Annotated in this window: 18 protein-coding genes; 11 read left to right on the top strand and 7 right to left on the bottom strand. The window is 60.1% G+C overall.

Annotated features, from left to right (window positions below):
• Nucleotide 1 precedes the first annotated feature (1 nt).
• The 3 genes from H9X86_RS07125 to H9X86_RS07115 form a co-directional block, all read right to left on the bottom strand.
• A complete protein-coding gene (locus tag H9X86_RS07125; protein ID WP_204900853.1) occupies nt 2-847 on the bottom strand; it encodes a DUF8171 family membrane protein in 846 nt (281 codons plus the stop codon).
• A gap of 141 nt (nt 848-988) precedes the next feature.
• The gene (locus H9X86_RS07120) at nt 989-2,362 is read right to left on the bottom strand and encodes a PhoH family protein (RefSeq protein WP_204900852.1); all 1,374 of its coding nucleotides are present in this window, start codon (nt 2,360-2,362) and stop codon (nt 989-991) included.
• A gap of 587 nt (nt 2,363-2,949) precedes the next feature.
• Entirely contained in the window at nt 2,950-3,183 is a 234-nt protein-coding gene (locus H9X86_RS07115) for a PepSY domain-containing protein (RefSeq protein ID WP_204900851.1), read from the bottom strand.
• A gap of 255 nt (nt 3,184-3,438) precedes the next feature.
• Between H9X86_RS07115 and H9X86_RS07110 the strand changes: the two genes are divergently transcribed.
• The 6 genes from H9X86_RS07110 to H9X86_RS07085 all read left to right on the top strand — a co-directional run bounded on the left by H9X86_RS07110 (nt 3,439) and on the right by H9X86_RS07085 (nt 9,840).
• Nucleotides 3,439-4,185, top strand: coding sequence for a sigma factor (locus H9X86_RS07110; protein ID WP_243416877.1), 747 nt, complete (start codon nt 3,439-3,441; stop codon nt 4,183-4,185).
• Nucleotides 4,182-5,156: an anti-sigma-I factor RsgI family protein gene (locus H9X86_RS07105; RefSeq protein ID WP_204900850.1), complete on the top strand. Its 975-nt coding sequence runs from the start codon at nt 4,182-4,184 to the stop codon at nt 5,154-5,156. Before H9X86_RS07110 ends, H9X86_RS07105 begins: the two co-directional genes overlap by 4 nt.
• Nucleotides 5,157-5,426: 270 nt before the next feature.
• Nucleotides 5,427-6,605, top strand: a complete 1,179-nt coding sequence (locus H9X86_RS07100; RefSeq protein WP_204900849.1) for a PepSY domain-containing protein — start codon at nt 5,427-5,429, stop codon at nt 6,603-6,605.
• On the top strand, nt 6,574-7,284 hold the full coding sequence (locus H9X86_RS07095; protein ID WP_204900848.1) for a polyphosphate polymerase domain-containing protein: 711 nt from the start codon (nt 6,574-6,576) through the stop codon (nt 7,282-7,284). Before H9X86_RS07100 ends, H9X86_RS07095 begins: the two co-directional genes overlap by 32 nt.
• 26 nt (nt 7,285-7,310) lie before the next feature.
• The gene (locus tag H9X86_RS07090) at nt 7,311-7,991 is read left to right on the top strand and encodes a DUF4956 domain-containing protein (protein ID WP_204900847.1); all 681 of its coding nucleotides are present in this window, start codon (nt 7,311-7,313) and stop codon (nt 7,989-7,991) included.
• 4 nt (nt 7,992-7,995) lie between these two features.
• Complete coding sequence (locus tag H9X86_RS07085) at nt 7,996-9,840, top strand: CotH kinase family protein (protein ID WP_204900846.1); 1,845 nt, start codon at nt 7,996-7,998, stop codon at nt 9,838-9,840.
• Nucleotides 9,841-10,028: 188 nt separating this feature from the next.
• Here the strand turns inward: H9X86_RS07085 and H9X86_RS07080 are convergent, their stop codons facing one another.
• Complete coding sequence (locus tag H9X86_RS07080) at nt 10,029-10,349, bottom strand: helix-turn-helix domain-containing protein (protein ID WP_243416876.1); 321 nt, start codon at nt 10,347-10,349, stop codon at nt 10,029-10,031.
• A 107-nt stretch (nt 10,350-10,456) separates the two neighbouring features.
• On the opposite strand from H9X86_RS07080, the gene H9X86_RS07075 reads away from it, so the two are divergent.
• Nucleotides 10,457-10,765: a hypothetical protein gene (locus H9X86_RS07075; RefSeq protein WP_204900845.1), complete on the top strand. Its 309-nt coding sequence runs from the start codon at nt 10,457-10,459 to the stop codon at nt 10,763-10,765.
• Nucleotides 10,766-10,812: 47 nt separating this feature from the next.
• On the opposite strand, the gene rpiB is transcribed toward H9X86_RS07075, so the two are convergent.
• The 3 genes from rpiB to H9X86_RS07060 all read right to left on the bottom strand — a co-directional run bounded on the left by rpiB (nt 10,813) and on the right by H9X86_RS07060 (nt 14,280).
• Complete coding sequence (gene rpiB, locus H9X86_RS07070; RefSeq protein WP_204900844.1) at nt 10,813-11,253, bottom strand: ribose 5-phosphate isomerase B; 441 nt, start codon at nt 11,251-11,253, stop codon at nt 10,813-10,815.
• Between the two features lie 25 nt (nt 11,254-11,278).
• Nucleotides 11,279-12,085, bottom strand: a complete 807-nt coding sequence (locus H9X86_RS07065) for a PHP domain-containing protein (protein ID WP_204900843.1) — start codon at nt 12,083-12,085, stop codon at nt 11,279-11,281.
• Between the two features lie 179 nt (nt 12,086-12,264).
• Nucleotides 12,265-14,280 (bottom strand): glycosyltransferase family 39 protein, encoded by a 2,016-nt coding sequence (locus tag H9X86_RS07060; protein ID WP_204900842.1) that lies wholly within the window; start codon nt 14,278-14,280, stop codon nt 12,265-12,267.
• Between the two features lie 288 nt (nt 14,281-14,568).
• Between H9X86_RS07060 and hrcA the strand changes: the two genes are divergently transcribed.
• The 4 genes from hrcA to dnaJ all read left to right on the top strand — a co-directional run bounded on the left by hrcA (nt 14,569) and on the right by dnaJ (nt 19,325).
• A complete protein-coding gene (gene hrcA, locus H9X86_RS07055) occupies nt 14,569-15,633 on the top strand; it encodes a heat-inducible transcriptional repressor HrcA (protein ID WP_204900841.1) in 1,065 nt (354 codons plus the stop codon).
• Between the two features lie 5 nt (nt 15,634-15,638).
• Nucleotides 15,639-16,163, top strand: coding sequence for a nucleotide exchange factor GrpE (gene grpE / locus H9X86_RS07050; RefSeq protein ID WP_204900840.1), 525 nt, complete (start codon nt 15,639-15,641; stop codon nt 16,161-16,163).
• Nucleotides 16,164-16,218: 55 nt separating this feature from the next.
• Nucleotides 16,219-18,066, top strand: coding sequence for a molecular chaperone DnaK (gene dnaK / locus H9X86_RS07045; RefSeq protein WP_204900839.1), 1,848 nt, complete (start codon nt 16,219-16,221; stop codon nt 18,064-18,066).
• Nucleotides 18,067-18,152: 86 nt separating this feature from the next.
• A complete protein-coding gene (gene dnaJ / locus H9X86_RS07040) occupies nt 18,153-19,325 on the top strand; it encodes a molecular chaperone DnaJ (protein WP_204900838.1) in 1,173 nt (390 codons plus the stop codon).
• The last annotated feature ends 158 nt before the right edge of the window (nt 19,326-19,483 follow it).

The raw sequence follows: 19,483 nt of genomic DNA, 5'->3' as shown, positions 1-19,483 counted from the left end.
CTCAGTTCACCGCAGCCTTTTTTCCCGCGTTCTTTTTGATGACCAGCAGGGCGATGATGGCCACCGCGGCGGCAGCGACCATTCCTACCGCCAGGGCGGTGCCGCTCTCGGCCCACTCGGCCTCCCAGTCAATAAGGGACATACCGGCAGTGGCGGCCAGCTCAGCCACGATGGCGCACACAAAGCCGACGGCGCACACGATCAACGCCTTGGGGCTGATGCCGCTGACGGCGCTCTCCGGGGTGCGGGGGGCCATGCCCAGCAGGGGCTCGATCTTGCCGTACAGCTTGGGTACCAGGTACAGGGTGGGCAGCAGGCAGAACAGGATGCCGGAGAACAGCAGGTCATTGAGGAAGGCAAAGCCCTCGGTGGCAAACACGCTCTCAGGCAGGCCGGCCACGGCCTCGAAGTCCTCTACCGCCAGCTGGACCTTCAGAATGTCCACCACAGTGCCCATCAGCAGCTGGGCGGCGGTTCCGGTGATGGCGGCCACGCCCACCATGGCGCGGTTCTTGGGATCCTTCACCAGCCGGCCGGCAATGTACACGCCGATGGTGACGGTGAGGAACTTCTCCAGCTCGCCCAGGCCGCCGAACTGGCCCAGCATGATCTCGCTGAACACCAGCTCGCCGGTGGCGGCGCCCAGGGCGGCGGACAGGGGGTCGAACAGCATGGCCAGGGTCAGGGGGATGAACAGGAAGTACTCCACGGAGAACTCCACGACCCCCACCTGGAACTTGGGGATCAGTTCGGTGAACAGGGTGGCCAGCCCGTACAGGGACATGGACAGGACAAAGATCATCAGCTTTTGCGACTGTGTGGCAGTCTGCTTCTGTGCGATACTCATAGCATATTTTCCTCCCTATGATGGTGTGTTTCTCGCTCACACAGGCACAGTGTACCACCGGGATGTAAATTCTTCTTCCAAAGTCCTGTAAAATGTAAATAAATTTTCTTTCATATCATGTTACGAAAGTTCTGCTATCATTTACATCCGCACCGCCGCGTCCAGGGCCAAAGGGGAACGCTCGCACTCGTCAGGGAGCATGGTCAGCTGGACGCACAGGGGGCTACCCTTCATGCGGGCGCTGGCATAGGTCAATCCGTTGCTCCGGGTGTCCAGCAGGGGGTGGTCGATCTGGGCCGGGTCCCCCAGCAGCACCACCTTGGTGCCCTTTCCCACCCGGGTGATGATGCCCTTGACCTGCCGGGGGGTGAGGTTCTGGGCCTCGTCGATGATGAGCCAGGTATCGGTGATGGACCGGCCCCGCATGAAGTTCATGGCCTCGGCAGCGATGACGCCGGTGTCAAAGAGGTAGTCAATGCGCCCCCGCAGCTCCTCCTCGCTGCGCCGCTCCTTTTTCTTCCCCTCCAGGTCCAGCAAGATCTCCAGGTTGTCCACAATGGGCCGCATGAGGGGGGAGATCTTTTCCTGCTCACTGCCCGGGAGAAAACCGATGTCCGCGTCAAACTGGGCATTGGGGCGGCACACCAGAATCTTCCGATAGGGCCGTTCCTCCGCCTCCAGCACCTGCTCCAGCCCTGCAGCCAGGGCGTAAAAGGTCTTGGCGGTGCCCGCCGGCCCCTGGATGATGGCCAGGGGCGCCTCCTCCGCCGGCAGCAGCAGGGCCTCCTGCAGGAACTGCTGCCCCACGCTCCGGGGCTTGACGCCGAATGGGCGGACGCCGCCAAAGCGCAGGGCGGTGACCTTCCCTTCCCGGAAACGGCCCAGCATGGTCTTTTTCGGCTCGGTATCCGAGTGCAGAAGGACAAACTGGTTCTCGGTCAAGGAAACCGGCTTCCGCTCCCCCGCGCCGTCCACGGTATAGAGTTCTTCCGCCGGAGCTCCCTTTTTCTTGAACGCTGTGAGCAGGCTGTCCGAGATGTAGACCTCCGCCCGGCCGGTGTAGGGCTGGGCTCCATCCGGCAGCCGGTCGGTGGTGAAGTCCTCCGCCGGCACCTCCATCATCTGGGCCCGGATGCGGGCGACCATGTCCCGGCTCACCAGCGTCACCGGCGCTCCCTCGTCCATGAGGCCCCGACACACCTTCAGCACCCTTCCCGCCCGGCTGCCGGGTTCTATCCCTTGGGGAAGGGCCGCGTCCACATGGTTGACCTCCAGGCGCACGGTGCCTCCACTGGGCAGGGTCACGCCTTTTACCAGGTCTCCTTGGAGCCGTAATCTCTCCAGGAAGCGGAGCACATGTCGGGCGTTGTTTCCCGCTTCACCGTCAGCCCCCTTCCGATCATCCAACTCCTCCAGCACCGCCAGTGGCAGCACGATGTGGTTGTCCTCGAAGGACTCCAGAGCGTAGGGGGCCTGGAGGAGGACATTGGCGTCCAGCACATAGGTCTTCTGCATACGTTGCGCCTGCCTTTCTTCTTTGTTGTCTTATGACCATTGGGCGCGGCATCCACAAAAACAGCGCCGGTCCGCCCTGTAAGGGCGCAAACCGGCGCTGATCATACTCTGTCGATTTTGATCGGACTGTCTGAAACCGTACTCCATACTGCCGCTCCCAACCGATGCCTACCGCATCTGTGTTCAGTATAGCAGACGCCTTTCCCAGCGTGCGACGGTATTTCAGTAAAGAAACCGTCAAATCCATGTGAAGCGCGTTTGCTATGAACCCGGTTTCGTTCCAGACCTCCTCTGCCTACAAGAAATTTACACATTCCCTCTTTCGGATTTTACAGTCGTGGGATTATACTAAATCAAATAGGGAGAACGTACCGCTGCCTTTCCAAAACAAAATCGCAGGAGGAAACAGCATGAGAAAAGCAAGAAGGCCGGCGGCCGCCGCCCTCCAGGCGGAGGGGTACAACGACGCCGGCCGGGTGGCCCTGTCCCAGATGGCGGGCTGACCGAGAACAGCAAAAGTTACCAATTATAAAACCGAGGCAGGAGTGGAACTTGCGTTCTTCCTGCCTCGGTTTTTGTGTTGCCGGTCAGTCCCGCAGATCGGCATTCCAGTCGATGATCCGCCCTGTCTGGGGATCGATTTCAAACTCATACTTCATACCGTCCAGGAACAGATCCCCCTCGTAGCGGCCCCGACCGTCGCCGGACTCCTCCCAGATGTCCACATCCGCCGCGCTGGCGCTGCCCGCCTGTCCGCCGCAGCCGGTCAGGCAGGCCAGCAAAAGCGCCGCTGTCAAACCGAAAGAAAAGATCTGTTTCATCCCGCGCGCTCCTCTGTGTGCGTGCCTCCATCCTACCACGAAGAACCCTGGCGCACAACCCATCCAAGGGAACGCAAAACCGCCCCATCCGTTTCTTTACATACATTTGACAAAGATTTGACATCCAGACGGTCGCGCCTCCGTTTCGCAGCCGCTAAACTTTACAATAGTGTTTTCTACCCTTTGAAATTTTCTGCTGTGACCCCGAAAATCCGGCGGCGTGTCCGTATCCTTCTGCCGGAGGGGGATGGAGGGATGGCAATGGTGCGCACAGAGCACGATATCGTTTCCCAGGTACAATCGGCCAAGACGGACTCGGAGGCGGCGGACGCCCTCATCCGTCAGTACATGGGCTTTATCCGCTCGGAGACGGTGAAGTTTCTTCACACCGCCCCGGAGAACGGCCATGAGGACGAACTGAGCATCGCCATGCTGGCCTTCTATGAGGCGGTGCTGGCCTATGAGAAGAGCCGGGGCGCTTTCCTGCCCTACGCCGCCCGGGCCATCAAAAACCGGCTCATCGACCACTACCGGACGGAGAAGCGCCACGGCAATGTGATCTCCCTCCACACCCCCCTGGGCGGGGAGGAGGACGGCGGCGAGCTGCTGGACACCATCCCCGACACCGTGGACCACGCCGAGGACTATGCGGTGCGCACCGCCAGCCGGCGGGAGATCCAGGAGTTTTCCGAGAAGCTGGCCCAGTTCGGCCTGACCTTTTCCGACGTGGCGGACAACTGCCCCCGGCAGGAGCGGACCTTCGCCGCCTGCCGCCGGGTACTGGACTTCGCCCGGACTCAGCCGGAGCTGCTGAAACGGGTGGAGGACACAGGCAAGCTGCCCATGGGGGAGCTGTCCGCCGGCTCCGGCACCGACAAGAAGACCATGGAGCGGCACCGGAAGTACCTGGTGGCCATCCTGCTGGCCTTCACCAACGGCTATGAGATCATCCGGGGCCACCTGTGCCAGGTGGGCCCCAAGAGAGGGGGCGACGAGGCGTGAGCTATCTGGTCATGGAGGTACATCCGGCCTACGCGGTGGTGCTGGACGAGGAGGGCCGCTTTTTGAAGGCCGCCAACCTGCGCTATCAGGTGGGGGACACGGTGCGGGACATCGTGGAGCTGCAGCGCCCCAAGGAAAAACGCCCCGCCCTGTGGAAGCCCCTGTCTGGCGTTGCCGGCCTGGCCGCTTGCCTGTGCATCGTGTTCTTTGGTTATTACCAGCCCAACTTCGTTCCCTACGGTGCCCTGCGCATCCAGATCAACCCGGATGTGGAGCTCACCCTCAGCCGCACCGACCGGGTGCTGGAGCTGGAGGGGCTCAATGAGGACGGCCAGATCCTGATCGAGGGCTACGACTACGGCGGCAAGGACCGGGAGGACGTGACCGGGGAGCTGGTGGGGCGGGCCATCGATATGGGCTACCTCTCCGATGGAGAGACAGTGTCCATCACGGTCACCAGCGCCGACGCCGACTGGCAGGCCCGGGAGGAACAGGCGGCCCGGGAGGATCTGGAGGAGCGGTATGGTGAGACCATCGTGATTCAAATCGGCCCCGCCCCGGAGGAGGAGCCGGCCACTGAGGTAGTCATCCCGGTGATGCCCCCTGAATCGGAACCTGCCCCAGAACCACTCCCGGAGCAGACCGATCCGCCCGTTGTCCCGGATGACACGGACGATCGACCCGGCAGCGGCGGAGTGACCGGCTACCAGGATACCGATTACGGCCCTTACAGCGACGGCGTCACCGATTATGCGGATACCGATTACGGCCCTTACAGCGACGGCGTCACCGACTATGAGTCTCCCAACGACAGCCCTTATGTGGACGGTGACACCGACTATGAGGATCGGGACGATGACCGGGATACCGACGATGACCGCTGGGAGGACAACGGTGATGATCGCTGGGAAGACGATGAAGACGACCGGGATGATGATGACGATGACGGAGATCGGGATGATGACGATTAAAGCAGAAAAATTTCCGCCGCGGCCCCGGTTTTGAGGGCCGGCCGCCGTATCCTTCCAGTGTAAGCCAAGGAAAATCAAAAACTCCCACTTCCCTTTTGTGTTCCTGAATTCAAAATTTTCCATAGCGTTCCCGCCCCCTGCGGGGGCGGGAACACATAAAAGAATTGGAACATAAAAAAGTTTTCCCAGACCCCGGTTTTTCGGCAACGGCTCCGTAATCTAAAATCAGAACACAAAACTGAAACACCATTTTCTAAGGAGATGAAAGACATGAAACAGAACATCCGCATCAAATTGTTTGGCCTGACTCTGACCGCCGCCCTGGCCCTGACCGCTCTGACTGCCTGCGGGAACGGCGCCGGCACGGCGTCCCTCCCCGAGGCCCCCGGCACCAGCGCCCCCCTTCTGGAAGAGAGCGGCGGTGTCGCCGGCACCGTCCTCCTGAGCGTGAACCCGGAGATCGAGATGGACTATGACGACGCTGGCAACGTGGTGGCCCTCACCGGCCGCAACCAGGAGGCCCAGACCCTGCTGGCCTCCTACACCGGCTACCAGGGCCGGCCCTGTACCCAGGTGGTGGGAGAGCTGGTGGACGAGATCAATGCCCTGGGCTACTTCGACGCCACCGTGGGCGGCCACGAGAAGAACATCATCCTGAAGCTGGAGCGGGGCTCCGCCTATCCCAGTGACCAGTTCCTGAACGAGCTGGCCGAGGCGGTCCGGCTGGTGGTGGAGACCGACCAGATCGGCTCTCAGCCCGTGACCCTGGACCAGGACGACTACGACGATGCCTACGGCGACAAGGGGTACATCAACGCCTCCGCCGCCCAGAGCATCCTCTCCACCCAGCTGGGCCGGGACGACCTGCAGTTTGTGGAGAAGGAGTACGACCTGGACGACGGGGAGTACGAGGTGGAATTCATCCTGGACGGCGTGGAGTACGAGTATGAGGTGAACGCCTACACCGGCAAGATCACCGAGATGGACGCGGAGTTCCAGGACTATGACGACACCGACTATGGTCCGGGCAACGACGGGATCACCGATTACGGTATCACCGACTACGATGACACGGACTACGGCCCCAACAATGATGGCGTTACCGATTACGACGATACCGACTACGGCCCCAACGCCGACGGGATCACCGATTACGACGACACGGATTACGGCCCCAACGCCGACGGCATCACCGACTACGACGATACCGACTACGGCCCCAACGCGGATGGCATCACCGACTACGACGATACCGACTACGGCCCCAATGCGGACGGGATCACCGACTACGACGACTGGGGCGATGACGACGACTGGTACGGCGACCCCACCGGCGAGGATCACTGGGACGACGATGACGACGGCTGGGACGACACGGACTACGACGACCGGGACGACGATGACGACCGGGACGACGATGACGACTGGGACGACGATTGGGACGACTGAGCCCTTCCGCCTGCGCCACGAGGTCAAGCACCAGCTCTCTCCCCAGGAGGATCTGGTGCTCGCCTCCCGGTTGCGGAAGCTCTTTCCCCGGGACGGCCACGCCGGACCGGACGGCTCCTACCGGGTGACCAGCCTGTATTTCGACACCCCCTACGATACCGCCCTCCGGGAGAAGCTGGACGGGGTGAACCGGCGGGAGAAGTTCCGCCTGCGATACTACGGGGAGCGCCCGGATTTTCTCAAGCTGGAGAAAAAATTTAAGGTGAATGGCCTGTGCGGCAAGCGATCCGCCCACCTGACCTGGTCGGAGGCGGAGCGGCTACTCTCCGGGGAGGACGCCTTCCTTCTGGAGCGGGGTGAGCCCCTGCTGTCGGAGCTGTACCACAAGCTCCATGGGACGCTGTTGCGGCCCAGGACGGTGGTGTGCTATGACCGGGAGGCCTTCCTGTACGCCCCCGGAAATGTCCGAGTGACCCTGGATCGGAACCTGCGCACCTGCGGGGACAGCGCCGGCTTCCTGTCCCCCGGTTTGTTCCCTCTGAAACCTCTGGACGCTTTGACGGTACTGGAGGTCAAGTACGACGCCTTTCTCCCCGACCTGGTGCGCCTGGCCGTCCAAACCCCGAATCGCCGGGCGGCGGCCTGTTCCAAATACGCCCTGTGCCGGCGGTTCGACTGAGAACGAAGAAAAGAGGAGTGGTTGCCATGCCCACGTTCACCTTTCAGGACATCTTCAAATCCAGCTTTCTGGAGCGGCTGGACGCGGTCTCCCTGCCGGACGCCGTCATCGCCCTGGCGCTGGCCTTTTGCCTGGGCCTGTTCATCTTCCTGGTCTATAAAAAATGCTACGCCGGCGTCATGTACGCCCCCAGCTTCGGGGTGACCCTCATCGCCCTCACCCTCATCACCACCCTGTTAATCCTGGCGGTGACCAGCAACATCGTCCTCTCCCTGGGCATGGTGGGCGCCCTGTCCATCGTCCGCTTCCGCACCGCCATCAAGGAGCCCATGGATATCGCCTTCCTGTTCTGGGCCATCGCGGCGGGCATCGTGCTGGCGGCGGGGCTCATCCCCCTGGCGGTGGTGGGCAGCCTCTTTGTGGGGGTGGTGCTGCTGGTGTTCTCCCGGCAGAAGAACGGGGAGTCCCCCTACATCCTGGTGATCCACTGCGCCGACCAGGATGTGGAGGGACAGGTGCGGGCCCTGGTGGAGGCCCGAGTGCGGCGGCTGAATCTCAAGAGCAAGAGCGTGGCCCCGGGCCAGATCGAGCTGAACTATGAGGTGCGCCTGCGGGACGCCGACACAGAGTTCGTCAATGAGCTGGGGGCCATGGAGGGTGTGGGGAACGTGGTTCTGGTCTCCTACAACGGGGACTACATGGGGTGAGGCCATGATCCGCCACCGGCATATCGACCGCATCTGCGCCGCGGCCATCCTGCTGGCCCTGATCCTCACCGGCCTGCTTTGCTTCGGGGAGGTTCTTGGCCTCCGGCCAGCCAGCGCCGCGCCCGGGTATGCCTCCCGCCTCTTTGACGACGACCGGGTTCACACGGTGGACCTGCGGGTGGAGGACTGGGCGGCCTTTCTGGAAAACGCCCCGGCGGAGGAATATATCCCCTGTACCGCGGTCATCGACGGGGAGGAATTTTACCAAGTGGGCCTGCGGGCCAAGGGGAACAACTCCCTCCGGCTGACGGAGGAGTACGGCCTGTCCCGGTACAGCCTGAAGCTGGAATTCGACCACTATGTGGACGGCGGGAATTACCACGGACTGGACAAGCTCTCCCTGGATGCCTCCTTCCAGGACAACAGCTACCTCAAGACCTACCTGGCCTACCACATGATGGCCTACATGGAGGCGCCGGCCCCTCTGTGCAGCTATGCCTGGGTGACGGTGAACGGCGCCCCCTGGGGGCTGTTCCTGGCCATCGAGGAACCGGAGGAGGCTTTTGCCCGGCGGAACTTCGGCCCGGATCACGGAGCGCTCTATAAGCCGGACTACCACTCCCTGAACGCGGAGAACGCCGACGTGGCCCTGTGGTACACAGGGGACGATCCCGCCCTCTACCCCAATATTTTCGACAACGCCAGGTTCTCCACCGACGGGGCGGACCGGGAGCGGCTGATCCAGGCCCTGCGGGTGCTGTCCACCGGGGAGGACCTGGAGACAGCAATCAACGTGGACGAGGTGCTACGGTATTTTACCGTCCAGGTGTTCGTCATGAACTGGGACAGCTACCTGGGCCACACCGGACACAACTACTTCCTCTATGAGGAGGACGGGGTGATCTCCATCCTGCCCTGGGACTACAACCTGGCCTTCGGCACCTACGCCCTGGGCATGACCGATCCCATCCGGGACCCCGACGTACTGATCAACTGGCCCATCAACACCCCCGCCCGGGGGGAGACCATGCTGAAACGCCCCCTCTATCACAATCTGATGAAAAACAACGACTATTTTGCTCGGTATCACGCCTATTTCGACCATCTGCTCACGGAGTATTTCGAGAGCGGCCGGTATGAGGCGGTCATCCGGCAGACCCAGGCCATGATCGCCCCCTATGTCCAGGCCGACCCCACCGCCTTCTGCTCCTATGAGGACCACCTGCTGGCGGTGGACACCCTGCTGGAGGTGTGCCACCTGCGCTCGGAGAGCGTCCGGGGACAGTTGGAAGGAGACTATCCCGCCACCCTGGCCCAGTGGGCGGAACGCCCGGTGTTCGGGGTGGACGCTTCCCATGTGGACCTGCGGGCCCTGGGGGATTTCGATGACCTGGAGGCGGCAAGGGAGCGGCAGGATGAGGCCGCGGCGGTGGTGGCACAAACAGGAACAGTAGGAGATGTTCCGGGCCGTAGATATGGGACGCAATGCCAGTCTGGTATTCAAGGGGGGTACCTAGGGGGGAACGCCCTAGGCGGCTTTTTCGTCTATTTTTGGCCGGGCAAAAATAGACCCCAGCGGAGCGCATACCCCCTTGCCAGACTGGCAAGTATGAAACAGTCTCTTGCAGAGGTACAATCTCCCTGTCCACTTTTACACAAGGGATGCTTTGGGCCTGGTGGAGAACGAAACAAGGAGGAAGCGGTCTCGCTTCCTCCTTGCAGACTGTCGAAAAAGCTCACGTCAATGCAAGAAGGGCAGATGATCTTGCATCGCCAAAAAGCCCTCGGCAGAGTTTTTCCATCCGAGGATGGAAAAATAAATCAAAATCTGTTTTTTTCGGGGACATGAGCATCGAAAAAAACACTTCTCAGCCCGCCAGTGTGGAATCGGGTCGTCCTTTGACCCGATTATGCGCGCAGCGGGCTGCATCCCCTCGAAAAAATGCTTGCATTTTTGAGAAGCGTGTCGAACTTTTTCGACACGCTCACAAGGAGGAAGCGGTCTCGCTTCCTCCTTGTTATATTGAGCAAAAAGAATTAGGCTCTGTCTCGCAGACCATCTATATATGCCTTTACCCGCTCTTTTTGATGGCTGTTCAACTGACGGTAGGCGTGCAGGTGAGTCATTTCCTCCAGGGTAAGGTCGCTCTGGGTCATCTGGTGTTTGGACTCCGTAAGTCCGGCCAGATAGTCCAGCGATACGTCAAAAAACTGAGCGATTGCCACCAGTGTTTCCAAATCTGGAGTCCTGTCTCCCACTTCATAGGCACTGACCGTGGATTGAGAAATGTTGAGATGTATTGCCAGTCCCGCCTGACTGAGACGACGTTCTTCCCGCAGTTGTTTTAATCGCAGCATATTACCACACTCCCGGATAAATTTTACCGCAGGGCGTTGTATTTAATACCTGTATATGATATATTATTTACCTGCAATACGGGTAAATGATGCGGGAGGGTAATAGCATGACATTGACAGACATTCCTTACAGCACCTTGCAGAAGAATGGGCAGGGCTATGAGATTTTACTGCTCCGGGATCAGCACGGCCTGGGGTTTGCTGCCATTGGCAGGGAGTTCTACATCACACCGGAAAAGGCCCGACACATCTATGAGATGGTGTACCACCGCAAAGTGCTGGCTTATGTGGAGCAGATGCAAGCCCAGGCTGGACATGAGGCAGGAGGGTGGAACGTCTGGCAGCGATATTTGGCAGGGAATGTGTCAGCAAAAACACGATATGAGAGATTGTTAGCGGAACAAGGTAAAATATAAGGAGGTGTGAGCCGCTGGCTCACACCTCCTTGTGGGTTTGGTTTGGATTATGCGTTCTCAATCTCCATCATCAGGTCCACCCGGCGCTGGTGACGGCCCCCCTCAAACTCGGTGGAGAGGAAGGTGTCCACAATGCGGTCGGCCATATTGCGGCCAATGAGGCCAGCGCCCATGGCCAGCATATTGGCATCGTTGTGGCGGCGGGTCATTTCGGCGGAGTAGGGCTCGCTGCACAGAGCGCACCGCACCCCCTTGACCTTGTTGGCAGAGATGGAGATGCCGATACCAGTGGTACACATGACAATGCCCCGCTCACACTCACCGCTGGCCACCTTCTCAGCAGCGGCCTTGGCAAAGACAGGGTAGTCGCAGCTGTCGGCAGAGTAGGTGCCGCAGTCCACCACTTCGTGGCCCAGCTGGGTGAGGTGGTCTTTCACGTGCTCCTTCAGATCGTAGGCACCGTGATCACAGCCAAGAGAAATTTTCATGGTCAAAACTCCTTTTTCTAGATTGTTAAAGTTTGTGGGGGACAGGGCGACGGCCCTGATAGGTGGTGACATAAGAGAACCCGGCCTCTCGCAGCAGTTCCAGGGCCTGGGGGATCCCCAGGGCCATGTGTTCCGGTTGGTGGGCATCCGAGCCAACGGTGACAAACTCCCCGCCGCAGGCTTTGAACCAGCGGAGAATGGGCAGCCAGTCCTCCAGGGCTTGGCCCCGGCAGGTGTTGACCTCCAGGGCATGGTGGGACTGGGCCACCTGACGGAAAATCTCCATCACCTGCGCCCGGAAAGGCTCCAGGGTCAGTTTCACCCCGTCCCGGGCGATGTAGCGCAGGGGGTAGGTGATGTGGGCCAGGGAGTCATAGCAGTCTGGCAGCTGTGTCACCAGTGTCCAGGTGTGGGTGAGGGCGTTTTCCATGGCTGCTTGAGCCAGGGCGGGATCTCCGGTGAATCGGGTGTAGTAGAAATCCCGGTTGTCTTGGGCTCCGATCCAGTTGTGGAGAGAGCCAAGCACAAAGTCCAGCGCTCCTCCTGCCTGGGCCAGGATATCCCGGGCGGCCTGAGGATGGTAGGGGGCACAGCTCAGCTCCAGACCCAGACGCACCGACACAGGGGATTCCCCCCGCTGCCTATATTGCTCCAGGGCCTGGGGCCAGGGAAAGGTGAGGGTGGGGGTGCCGTCTCCGTCCAGCAGGTCGCAGTGGTCGGTGACGCACAGCTCCTGAAGTCCAGACCGCTGGGCTGCCGCCATCATCTCCCACAGGGGAGCCTCGCTGTCAAAGGAGATCCGGGTGTGGGTGTGACAGTCACAGAGATACACAAGATAGCCCCCTTCCTAAGCCTCGCAGAGTTCCGCCTTTAGGCGGAAAATGTGTGATCCATTTTTTCCGGCGACATGTGCGGCGGAAAAATACTTCTCAGCCCCCAAACGTGCGAGCGGAGCGAGTGCGATGCAGAGGGCTGCAAAACCTCGAGAAAACGCTGGCGTTTTCGAGACACTTAAAGTGGCCAGGTGGGGAACCAGCGCAAAAAGATCTCACTGTACCACAAGGGCATATACAGCCCTGTGAGGGCAGGGTAGAAGATGGCATACAGAGCCACCGTACACCCGGTGAAGCCGTAGACGGCCAGAGAGGCCCCCTTGCGGTTGCGCTCCAGCATATCATTCATCAGATAGGCAATGGCGAAGACCAAAAACAGAATGGTGGGGAAGTAGTGGTAGGCAAACAGGGTGCGTCCAATGGGCAGCCAGGGCAGGAACTGGGAGAGAATGGCGATGAGGATGAACAATCCTCGTCCGCATCTGCGGCGGATGGTCTGAATGGCCACGGCAAAGAAGGCCAGCAGACCGGCCCAGGACACCAGGGGGTTGTTGAAGGAGGCAAACAGGCTCTTGACCCCTTCTGTATTGGCCAGCTCCAGATCCCGATAGTAGAGAATGGGTCGGGCATCGAAGATCCACTGGTACCAGCTGGACTGGTAGGGGTGGGTGGAGTGGACGCCCTGGTGGTAGGAGAGCATGAACTCCTGGTTGTTCCACATAATGTTGAGCAGGGAGTCCAGGGTCAAAGAGCCCTGGGCAGTGGCGTAGGGGATGTAGGACAGGGTGTAGATGGTGGCGGGGATGAGCACAAAGAAGATCACCGACAGAGAGGTGGTGCTCAGCACAAAGCTGACAAAGTCAAAGTTCCCAGGCGCCCGCTTCCACTCCCGGTACCGCAGCAGCAGACCCAGCAGCCACAGCACCGCCAGACCGGCTCCGGCGTAAATCACTGTCCACTTACTGGCACAGCCAATGCCCCAGAACAGCCCGCACAAGAACAGGGGCAGGGCTGTCTTTCGCAGAGAGCTGCCCAACGGGCAGCACAGCCAGCGGTACATAAAGTAGTAGGACACCAGGATGAAGAACACCCCGTAGGTGTCAATGGTTCCAATGCGGGTCTGCACCAGGTGCATGAAGTCAAAGGCGAACAGACAGGTGCCGCACAAGGCCACCACGGTCTTGCCAAAGAAGTTTTTCAAAAACACATAGAGAATGGGCAGCATCAGCACGCCAAAGAGCGTGCCCATAAACCGCCACCCAAAGGGCACCATGCCAAAAATGGCAATGCCAATGGACATGATGAGCTTGCCCAGAGGGGGATGGGACACCTCATAGGGATAGACGTTGTTGAGATGCTCCAGGGCAGTACGGGGGTGGTAGATCTCGTCGAAATAGGAGGAGTTCTGATAGGTCTGCTTGGTGGTCCACTCCTCCTCCTCGTCAAACAGGGCCTGTGCCCCCACATCCACATAGTCGGGGGTGAGGGGCTGACCATCGCTCCACAAAGCCAGCTCTGCCAGCCAGATTCCCTCTGTGCGATCCGTGGAGGTGGCCGAGATGCGGAAGGTGGTGCCCTCTACAACGCTGGGAGCCTCCTCCAACCCCTCAGGTACCTGGGTCAGATCTACCTTCTCCCACTTAAATAAGGTGGCGTAGTTCTGGTCCAGATCCACCCACTTCCAGTCAGAGCCGTTGTTGGTATACTCCAGACGGTAGGTGCCGGTGCCCAGAGAGGTGAAGAAGGAAATCTCATCCACCTGCACGGGCTGAGAAAAGGAGAACGTGTAGGAGTCCCCCTGCTGGAATTTCACATAGGTCTCCGGTGCGGAAAAGCTGCCCAGCTGGAAAAAGGCGGTGGCGGCATACACAATGGTCACCAGCAGCATGGGGATCCAGTCACACCGCTCCATGGGGGTGTGGGGCAGAGTGAGGCTCAGGGGCTTGGGACGAAACTGGGCCTCAGACATGGAAATCCACTCCAGAGAGTTGGGCTTGGGCTTCAAACAGTACCAGTAATAGACAAAAAAGGCCACCACAACGGCCATACCCACCAGAGCAAAGCCAAAGGCGGGGGAGAGATTGGCAAAAAACCAAGATATGCCGTACACGATGTCGTTCCAGCCCTGGCTGATTCGTTCTGAGAAACTCAGAGCCACAGTGGGAGAGGGGGTGGCAGTTAGAGATAGCTGCATAGGTGATGACCTCCAAAATGTGAACATAATCCAAAGATAGACATAACTATACACAGTTTACTACGAATGGCGTGGAAAGAAAAGCCTCAATTTACCGATTTCTTGGGGTTTCTCCATCTGATTAGCAATCTTATCAAATTACTGCAAAAATAAGGGCGTGTTTTGTGGTACACGTCCATTCACATTTAATTTACAACTGGACTATTGACAATTTACAGGGGCGGTGGTACAGTATCATTAGCACTCGGGGATAGTGAGTGCTAAAACGAGAGAACAGGAGGATGCCGCTTGGAACTGACCGAACGAAAAAAGAAAATTTTGCGGGCTGTGGTGGAAAGCTATATCCGCACCGCAGAGCCGGTGGGTTCCAAAGCTATTTTGGAGCTGGCGGAATTGAATGTGTCCTCCGCCACCATCCGAAACGAACTCTCAGACCTCACCGAGATGGGCTACTTAGAGCAGCCCCACACCTCTGCCGGACGGGTGCCGTCCCCCAAGGGATATCGGCTGTACGTCAACGAGCTGATGGAGGAGCAGCGGTTGAGCCTGGAGGAGACCCGGCAGATCAACGATGCCCTGCACCTGAAGATGCAGGAGCTGGACAAGGTCATTGACCAGGCCGGACGCATGGTGTCCCAGCTGACCAATTATCCCGCCTTTGCCTTAGCGGGGGAGCGGCGGCGCACCACCATCCGCCGCTACGACCTTATTATGGTGGATGTGAACTCCTTCATTGTGGTGGTGATGACGGACAGTAACGTGGTGAAAAACAAGCTCATTCGCCTGCCCACCGACCTGTCCCAGCCCCAGCTGCAGATGCTCACCACCTTGCTCAACACCTCCTTTGTGGGCAAGAGCCTGGAGGAGCTGACCCCGGAGCTGATGCGGGTGGCGGAACACGCCGCCGGCAGCGCCTATGGCCTTATCTCCCTGGTGGTGTCCTTTGCCATGGAGGTGTTGGATGCCTTGGAGCACGGGCCGGTGTATACCGCCGGTACCAGCCACATTCTGGACCACCCGGAGTACCGGGACGTGGACAAGGCCCAGAAACTGATGTGTTACCTCAGCGAGGAGCAGTCTCTGGCCAATGTGCTGGATCTGCCCGCCCTCAACGGCGACAATACGAAAATACTCATTGGCCCGGAAAATGTGGCCGACGAATTGAAAGATACCAGCGTGGTGTTGGCCAGCTATGACATCGGAGACGGCATGAAGGGCGTCATCGGTGTGGTGGGACCCACCCGCATGGATTACGCCAAGGTGGCCGCCAAGCTGTCCTACGTGGCAGATGGACTGTCCAAGCTCTTTGGACAGGGGGAGCTTCCCCCCGCCCTTGACCAAAAGGAGGAGTAGACCCCATGGATGAAAAGACTGTAAATACGGAAAACCTGGAGCAAGAGGTGGAAGAGACCACCGCAGAGCCTCAGCAGGAGGCACCCCAGGCAGAAGCTGCCCCCCAGGTGGATGAGAAGCTGGCCCAGGCCGAGGAGAAATACCTGCGCCTGGCCGCCGAGTACGACAACTATCGCAAGCGCACCGCCAAGGAAAAGGAGAGCGCCTGGACCAGTGCCAAGGCCCAGACCGTGGCCGCTTTCCTCCCGGTGTACGACAACCTGGAGCGGGCCTTGAAGCAGCAGACCAGCGACGAGGCCTACGCCAAGGGCGTGGAGATGACCATGAAAGGACTCCAGGATGCCCTCAGCGGGCTGGGCGTGGAACAGATCCCCGCCCTGGGCGAGACCTTTGACCCCAACCGCCACAACGCCGTGATGCACGTGGAGGACGACACCGCCGGGGAAAATACGGTGGTGGAGGTCTTTCAGCAGGGCTTTACCTGCGGCGATAAGGTGATCCGATTTGCCATGGTAAAAGTGGCAAACTGATCTATATATTTCCATTTGTAAACACATATTTGCCATATATTTAGGAGGAATTGTTATGTCTAAGATTATTGGTATCGACCTTGGTACGACCAACTCTTGTGTGTCCGTCATGGAGGGCGGCGAGGCCGTCGTCATCCCCAACGCCGAAGGCAACCGCACCACTCCTTCCGTGGTGGCGTTTTCCAAGGACGGCGAGCGCATGGTGGGCCAGGTGGCCAAGCGCCAGGCCATCACCAACCCCGACCGCACTGTGATCTCCATCAAGCGTGAGATGGGCACCGACTACAAGGTGGACATTGACGGCAAGAAGTACACCCCCCAGGAGATCAGCGCCATGATCCTGCAGAAGCTGAAGGCGGACGCAGAGGCCTACCTGGGCCAGACCGTCACCGAGGCCGTCATCACCGTGCCCGCCTACTTCACCGATGCTCAGCGTCAGGCTACCAAGGATGCCGGTAAGATCGCCGGCCTGGAGGTCAAGCGGATCATCAACGAGCCCACCGCCGCCGCTCTGGCCTACGGTGTGGACAAGGAGAGCGACCAGAAGATCATGGTCTACGACCTGGGCGGCGGCACCTTCGACGTGTCCGTGCTGGAGGTTGGCGACGGCGTCATCGAGGTGCTGGCCACCGCCGGTAACAACCGCCTGGGCGGCGACGACTTCGACAAGTGCATCATGGATTGGATGGCCGCTGAGTTCAAGAAGGCCGAGGGCATCGACCTCACCGGCGACAAGGTTGCCATGCAGCGCCTGAAGGAGGCTGCCGAGAAGGCCAAGATCGAGCTGTCCGGCGTCACTTCCACCTCCATCAACCTGCCCTATATCACCGCTGACGCCACCGGCCCCAAGCACCTGGAGCTGACCCTGACCCGGGCCAAGTTCAATGAGCTCACCGCTCACCTGGTGGAGGCCACCACCGGCCCCGTGCGCCAGGCCATGAGCGATGCCGGTCTGAAGTCCAGCGACCTGCACAAGGTGCTGCTGGTGGGCGGCTCCAGCCGTATCCCCGCCGTCCAGGAGGCCGTGAAGAAGATCACCGGCCTGGAAGGCTTCAAGGGCATCAACCCAGACGAGTGTGTGGCCATGGGCGCTGCCATTCAGGGCGGCGTGCTGGTGGGCGACGTCAAGGGCCTGCTGCTGCTGGACGTCACCCCCCTGTCCCTGGGCATTGAGACCATGGGCGGCGTGATGACCAAGCTCATCGAGCGCAACACCACCATCCCCGCCAAGAAGAGCCAGATCTTCACCACCGCCGCCGACAACCAGACCTCTGTGGAGGTCCACGTGCTCCAGGGCGAGCGTGAGATGGCTCAGTACAACAAGACCCTGGGCCGCTTCCACCTGGACGGCATTGCTCCCGCCCGCCGTGGCGTGCCTCAGATCGAGGTGACCTTCGACATCGACGCCAACGGCATCGTCAACGTCACCGCCAAGGATATGGGCACCGGCAAGGAGCAGAACATCACCATCACCTCCTCCACCAACATGTCCAAGGAGGACGTGGAGAAGGCTGTGCGGGAGGCCGAGCAGTTCGCCGCTGAGGATGCCCGCCGCAAGGAGGAAGTGGACACCCGCAACCAGGCCGACCAGATGGTCTATCAGACCGAGAAGACCCTGGAGGAGATGGGCGACAAGCTGGACGGTGCCGACAAGGCCAACATCGAGGGTGAGCTGAATAAGGTGAAGGAGGCCCTGAAGGGCACCGACACCCAGGCCATCAAGGACGCCACCGAGGCGTTGACCCGCGCATTCTACGCCGTCAGCGAGAAGCTGTACAGCCAGGCTGGCGCTCAGCCCGGCCCCGACATGGGCGGTGCTTCCGCCGGTGCCACCGGAGCCGACAACGGCGGCGACAATGTGGTGGACGCCGACTACGAAGTGGTGGACGACGACAACAAGTAAGCAATCGACCGGGTTTCACAAGCGGGGTGCATCATACCACCCCGCTTGTGGCAGGTTTATTATCCTGCCCAGTGAGGTGACATAGAATGGCAGAACAAAAACGTGATTATTATGAAGTCCTGGGCGTGTCCAAGGGAGCCTCGGACGATGAACTGAAAAAGGCCTACCGCAAGCTGGCCAAGCAGTATCACCCCGACCTGAACCCGGGCAACGCTGAGGCGGAGCAGAAGTTCAAGGAGGTCAATGAGGCCTACGAGGTGCTGTCCAACAAGGACAAGCGGGCCAAGTATGACCAGTTCGGTCACGCCGGAGTAGACCCCAACTTTGGGGCCGGTGGCTTCGGTGGCGGCGGCTTCGGCGGGTTTGACATGGGAGATGTGGACTTGGGCGACATCTTCGGCTCCTTCTTTGGCGGCGGCTTTGGCGGGTTTGGTGGCGGTCAGCGCCAGGCAAACCCCAACGCCCCCAAGCGGGGCGCTTCTCTGCGGGCCAACATGACCATTACCTTTGAGGAGGCCATGCGGGGTGTGGAGAGGGAGATCAACTTGAACCGCACCGAGAACTGCTCCACCTGCCACGGTACCGGCTGTGCCAGCGGCACCACCGCAGAGATCTGTCCTGACTGCCACGGCTCCGGCCAGGTGCGCATCCAGCGTGGGGCGGGCGGCTTCGCCTTCACCACCACCGCCCCCTGCTCCAAGTGCCACGGCACCGGTAAGATCATCCACCAGCCCTGCCCCGACTGTCATGGGGACGGCCAGGTGCGCCGCCAGCGCAAGATCAAGGTGAAGATCCCCGCCGGTATCGACGATGGCCAGTCCATCTCCATGCGTGGTCAGGGCAACGAGGGGCTCAACGGTGGCCCCGCCGGAGATCTGCTCATCAACATCTCCGTGATTCCAGACCCCAGATTCCAGCGGGACGGGTACGACCTGTACCTGGAGCAGAAGGTGAGCTTTACCCAGGCCGCTCTGGGCGCTGAGCTCCACATTGACACCATCGATGGCAAGGTCAAGTACAACCTGCCTGCCGGGACCCAGCCTGGCACCACTGTGCGCTTGCGGGGCAAGGGCGTGCCCAACGTCAACGGACGGGGCCGAGGTGACCAGTATGTGCTGATTAAGGTGCAGGTGCCTACAAACCTCACCAATGAGCAGCGGGATGCTCTGAAGGAGTACGCCCGCACCATGGGGGAAGGTACCCCCGCCCCGGCAACCCCGGTGCGGGACTTCTTTGAGAAGAAGCGGAAAAAGAAATAATAACAAGCGCAAAAAGGACGGGATGCAGCGTGTACGCTGCATCCCGTCCTTCAGACTGTCGAAGAACCCCTGTTTTCATTGAGCGAAAACAGGGGTTCTGGTCATAGTTTGGGGAATAACGGCAAATATGATGCGCAAATTGGAGTTCTCCCAACTCC

The sequence above is a fragment of the Pseudoflavonifractor capillosus genome (genome assembly GCF_016902575.1).
Lineage (GTDB): Bacteria > Bacillota > Clostridia > Oscillospirales > Oscillospiraceae > Enterenecus > Enterenecus capillosus_A.
This window is presented reverse-complemented; position numbering and strand designations above follow the sequence as displayed.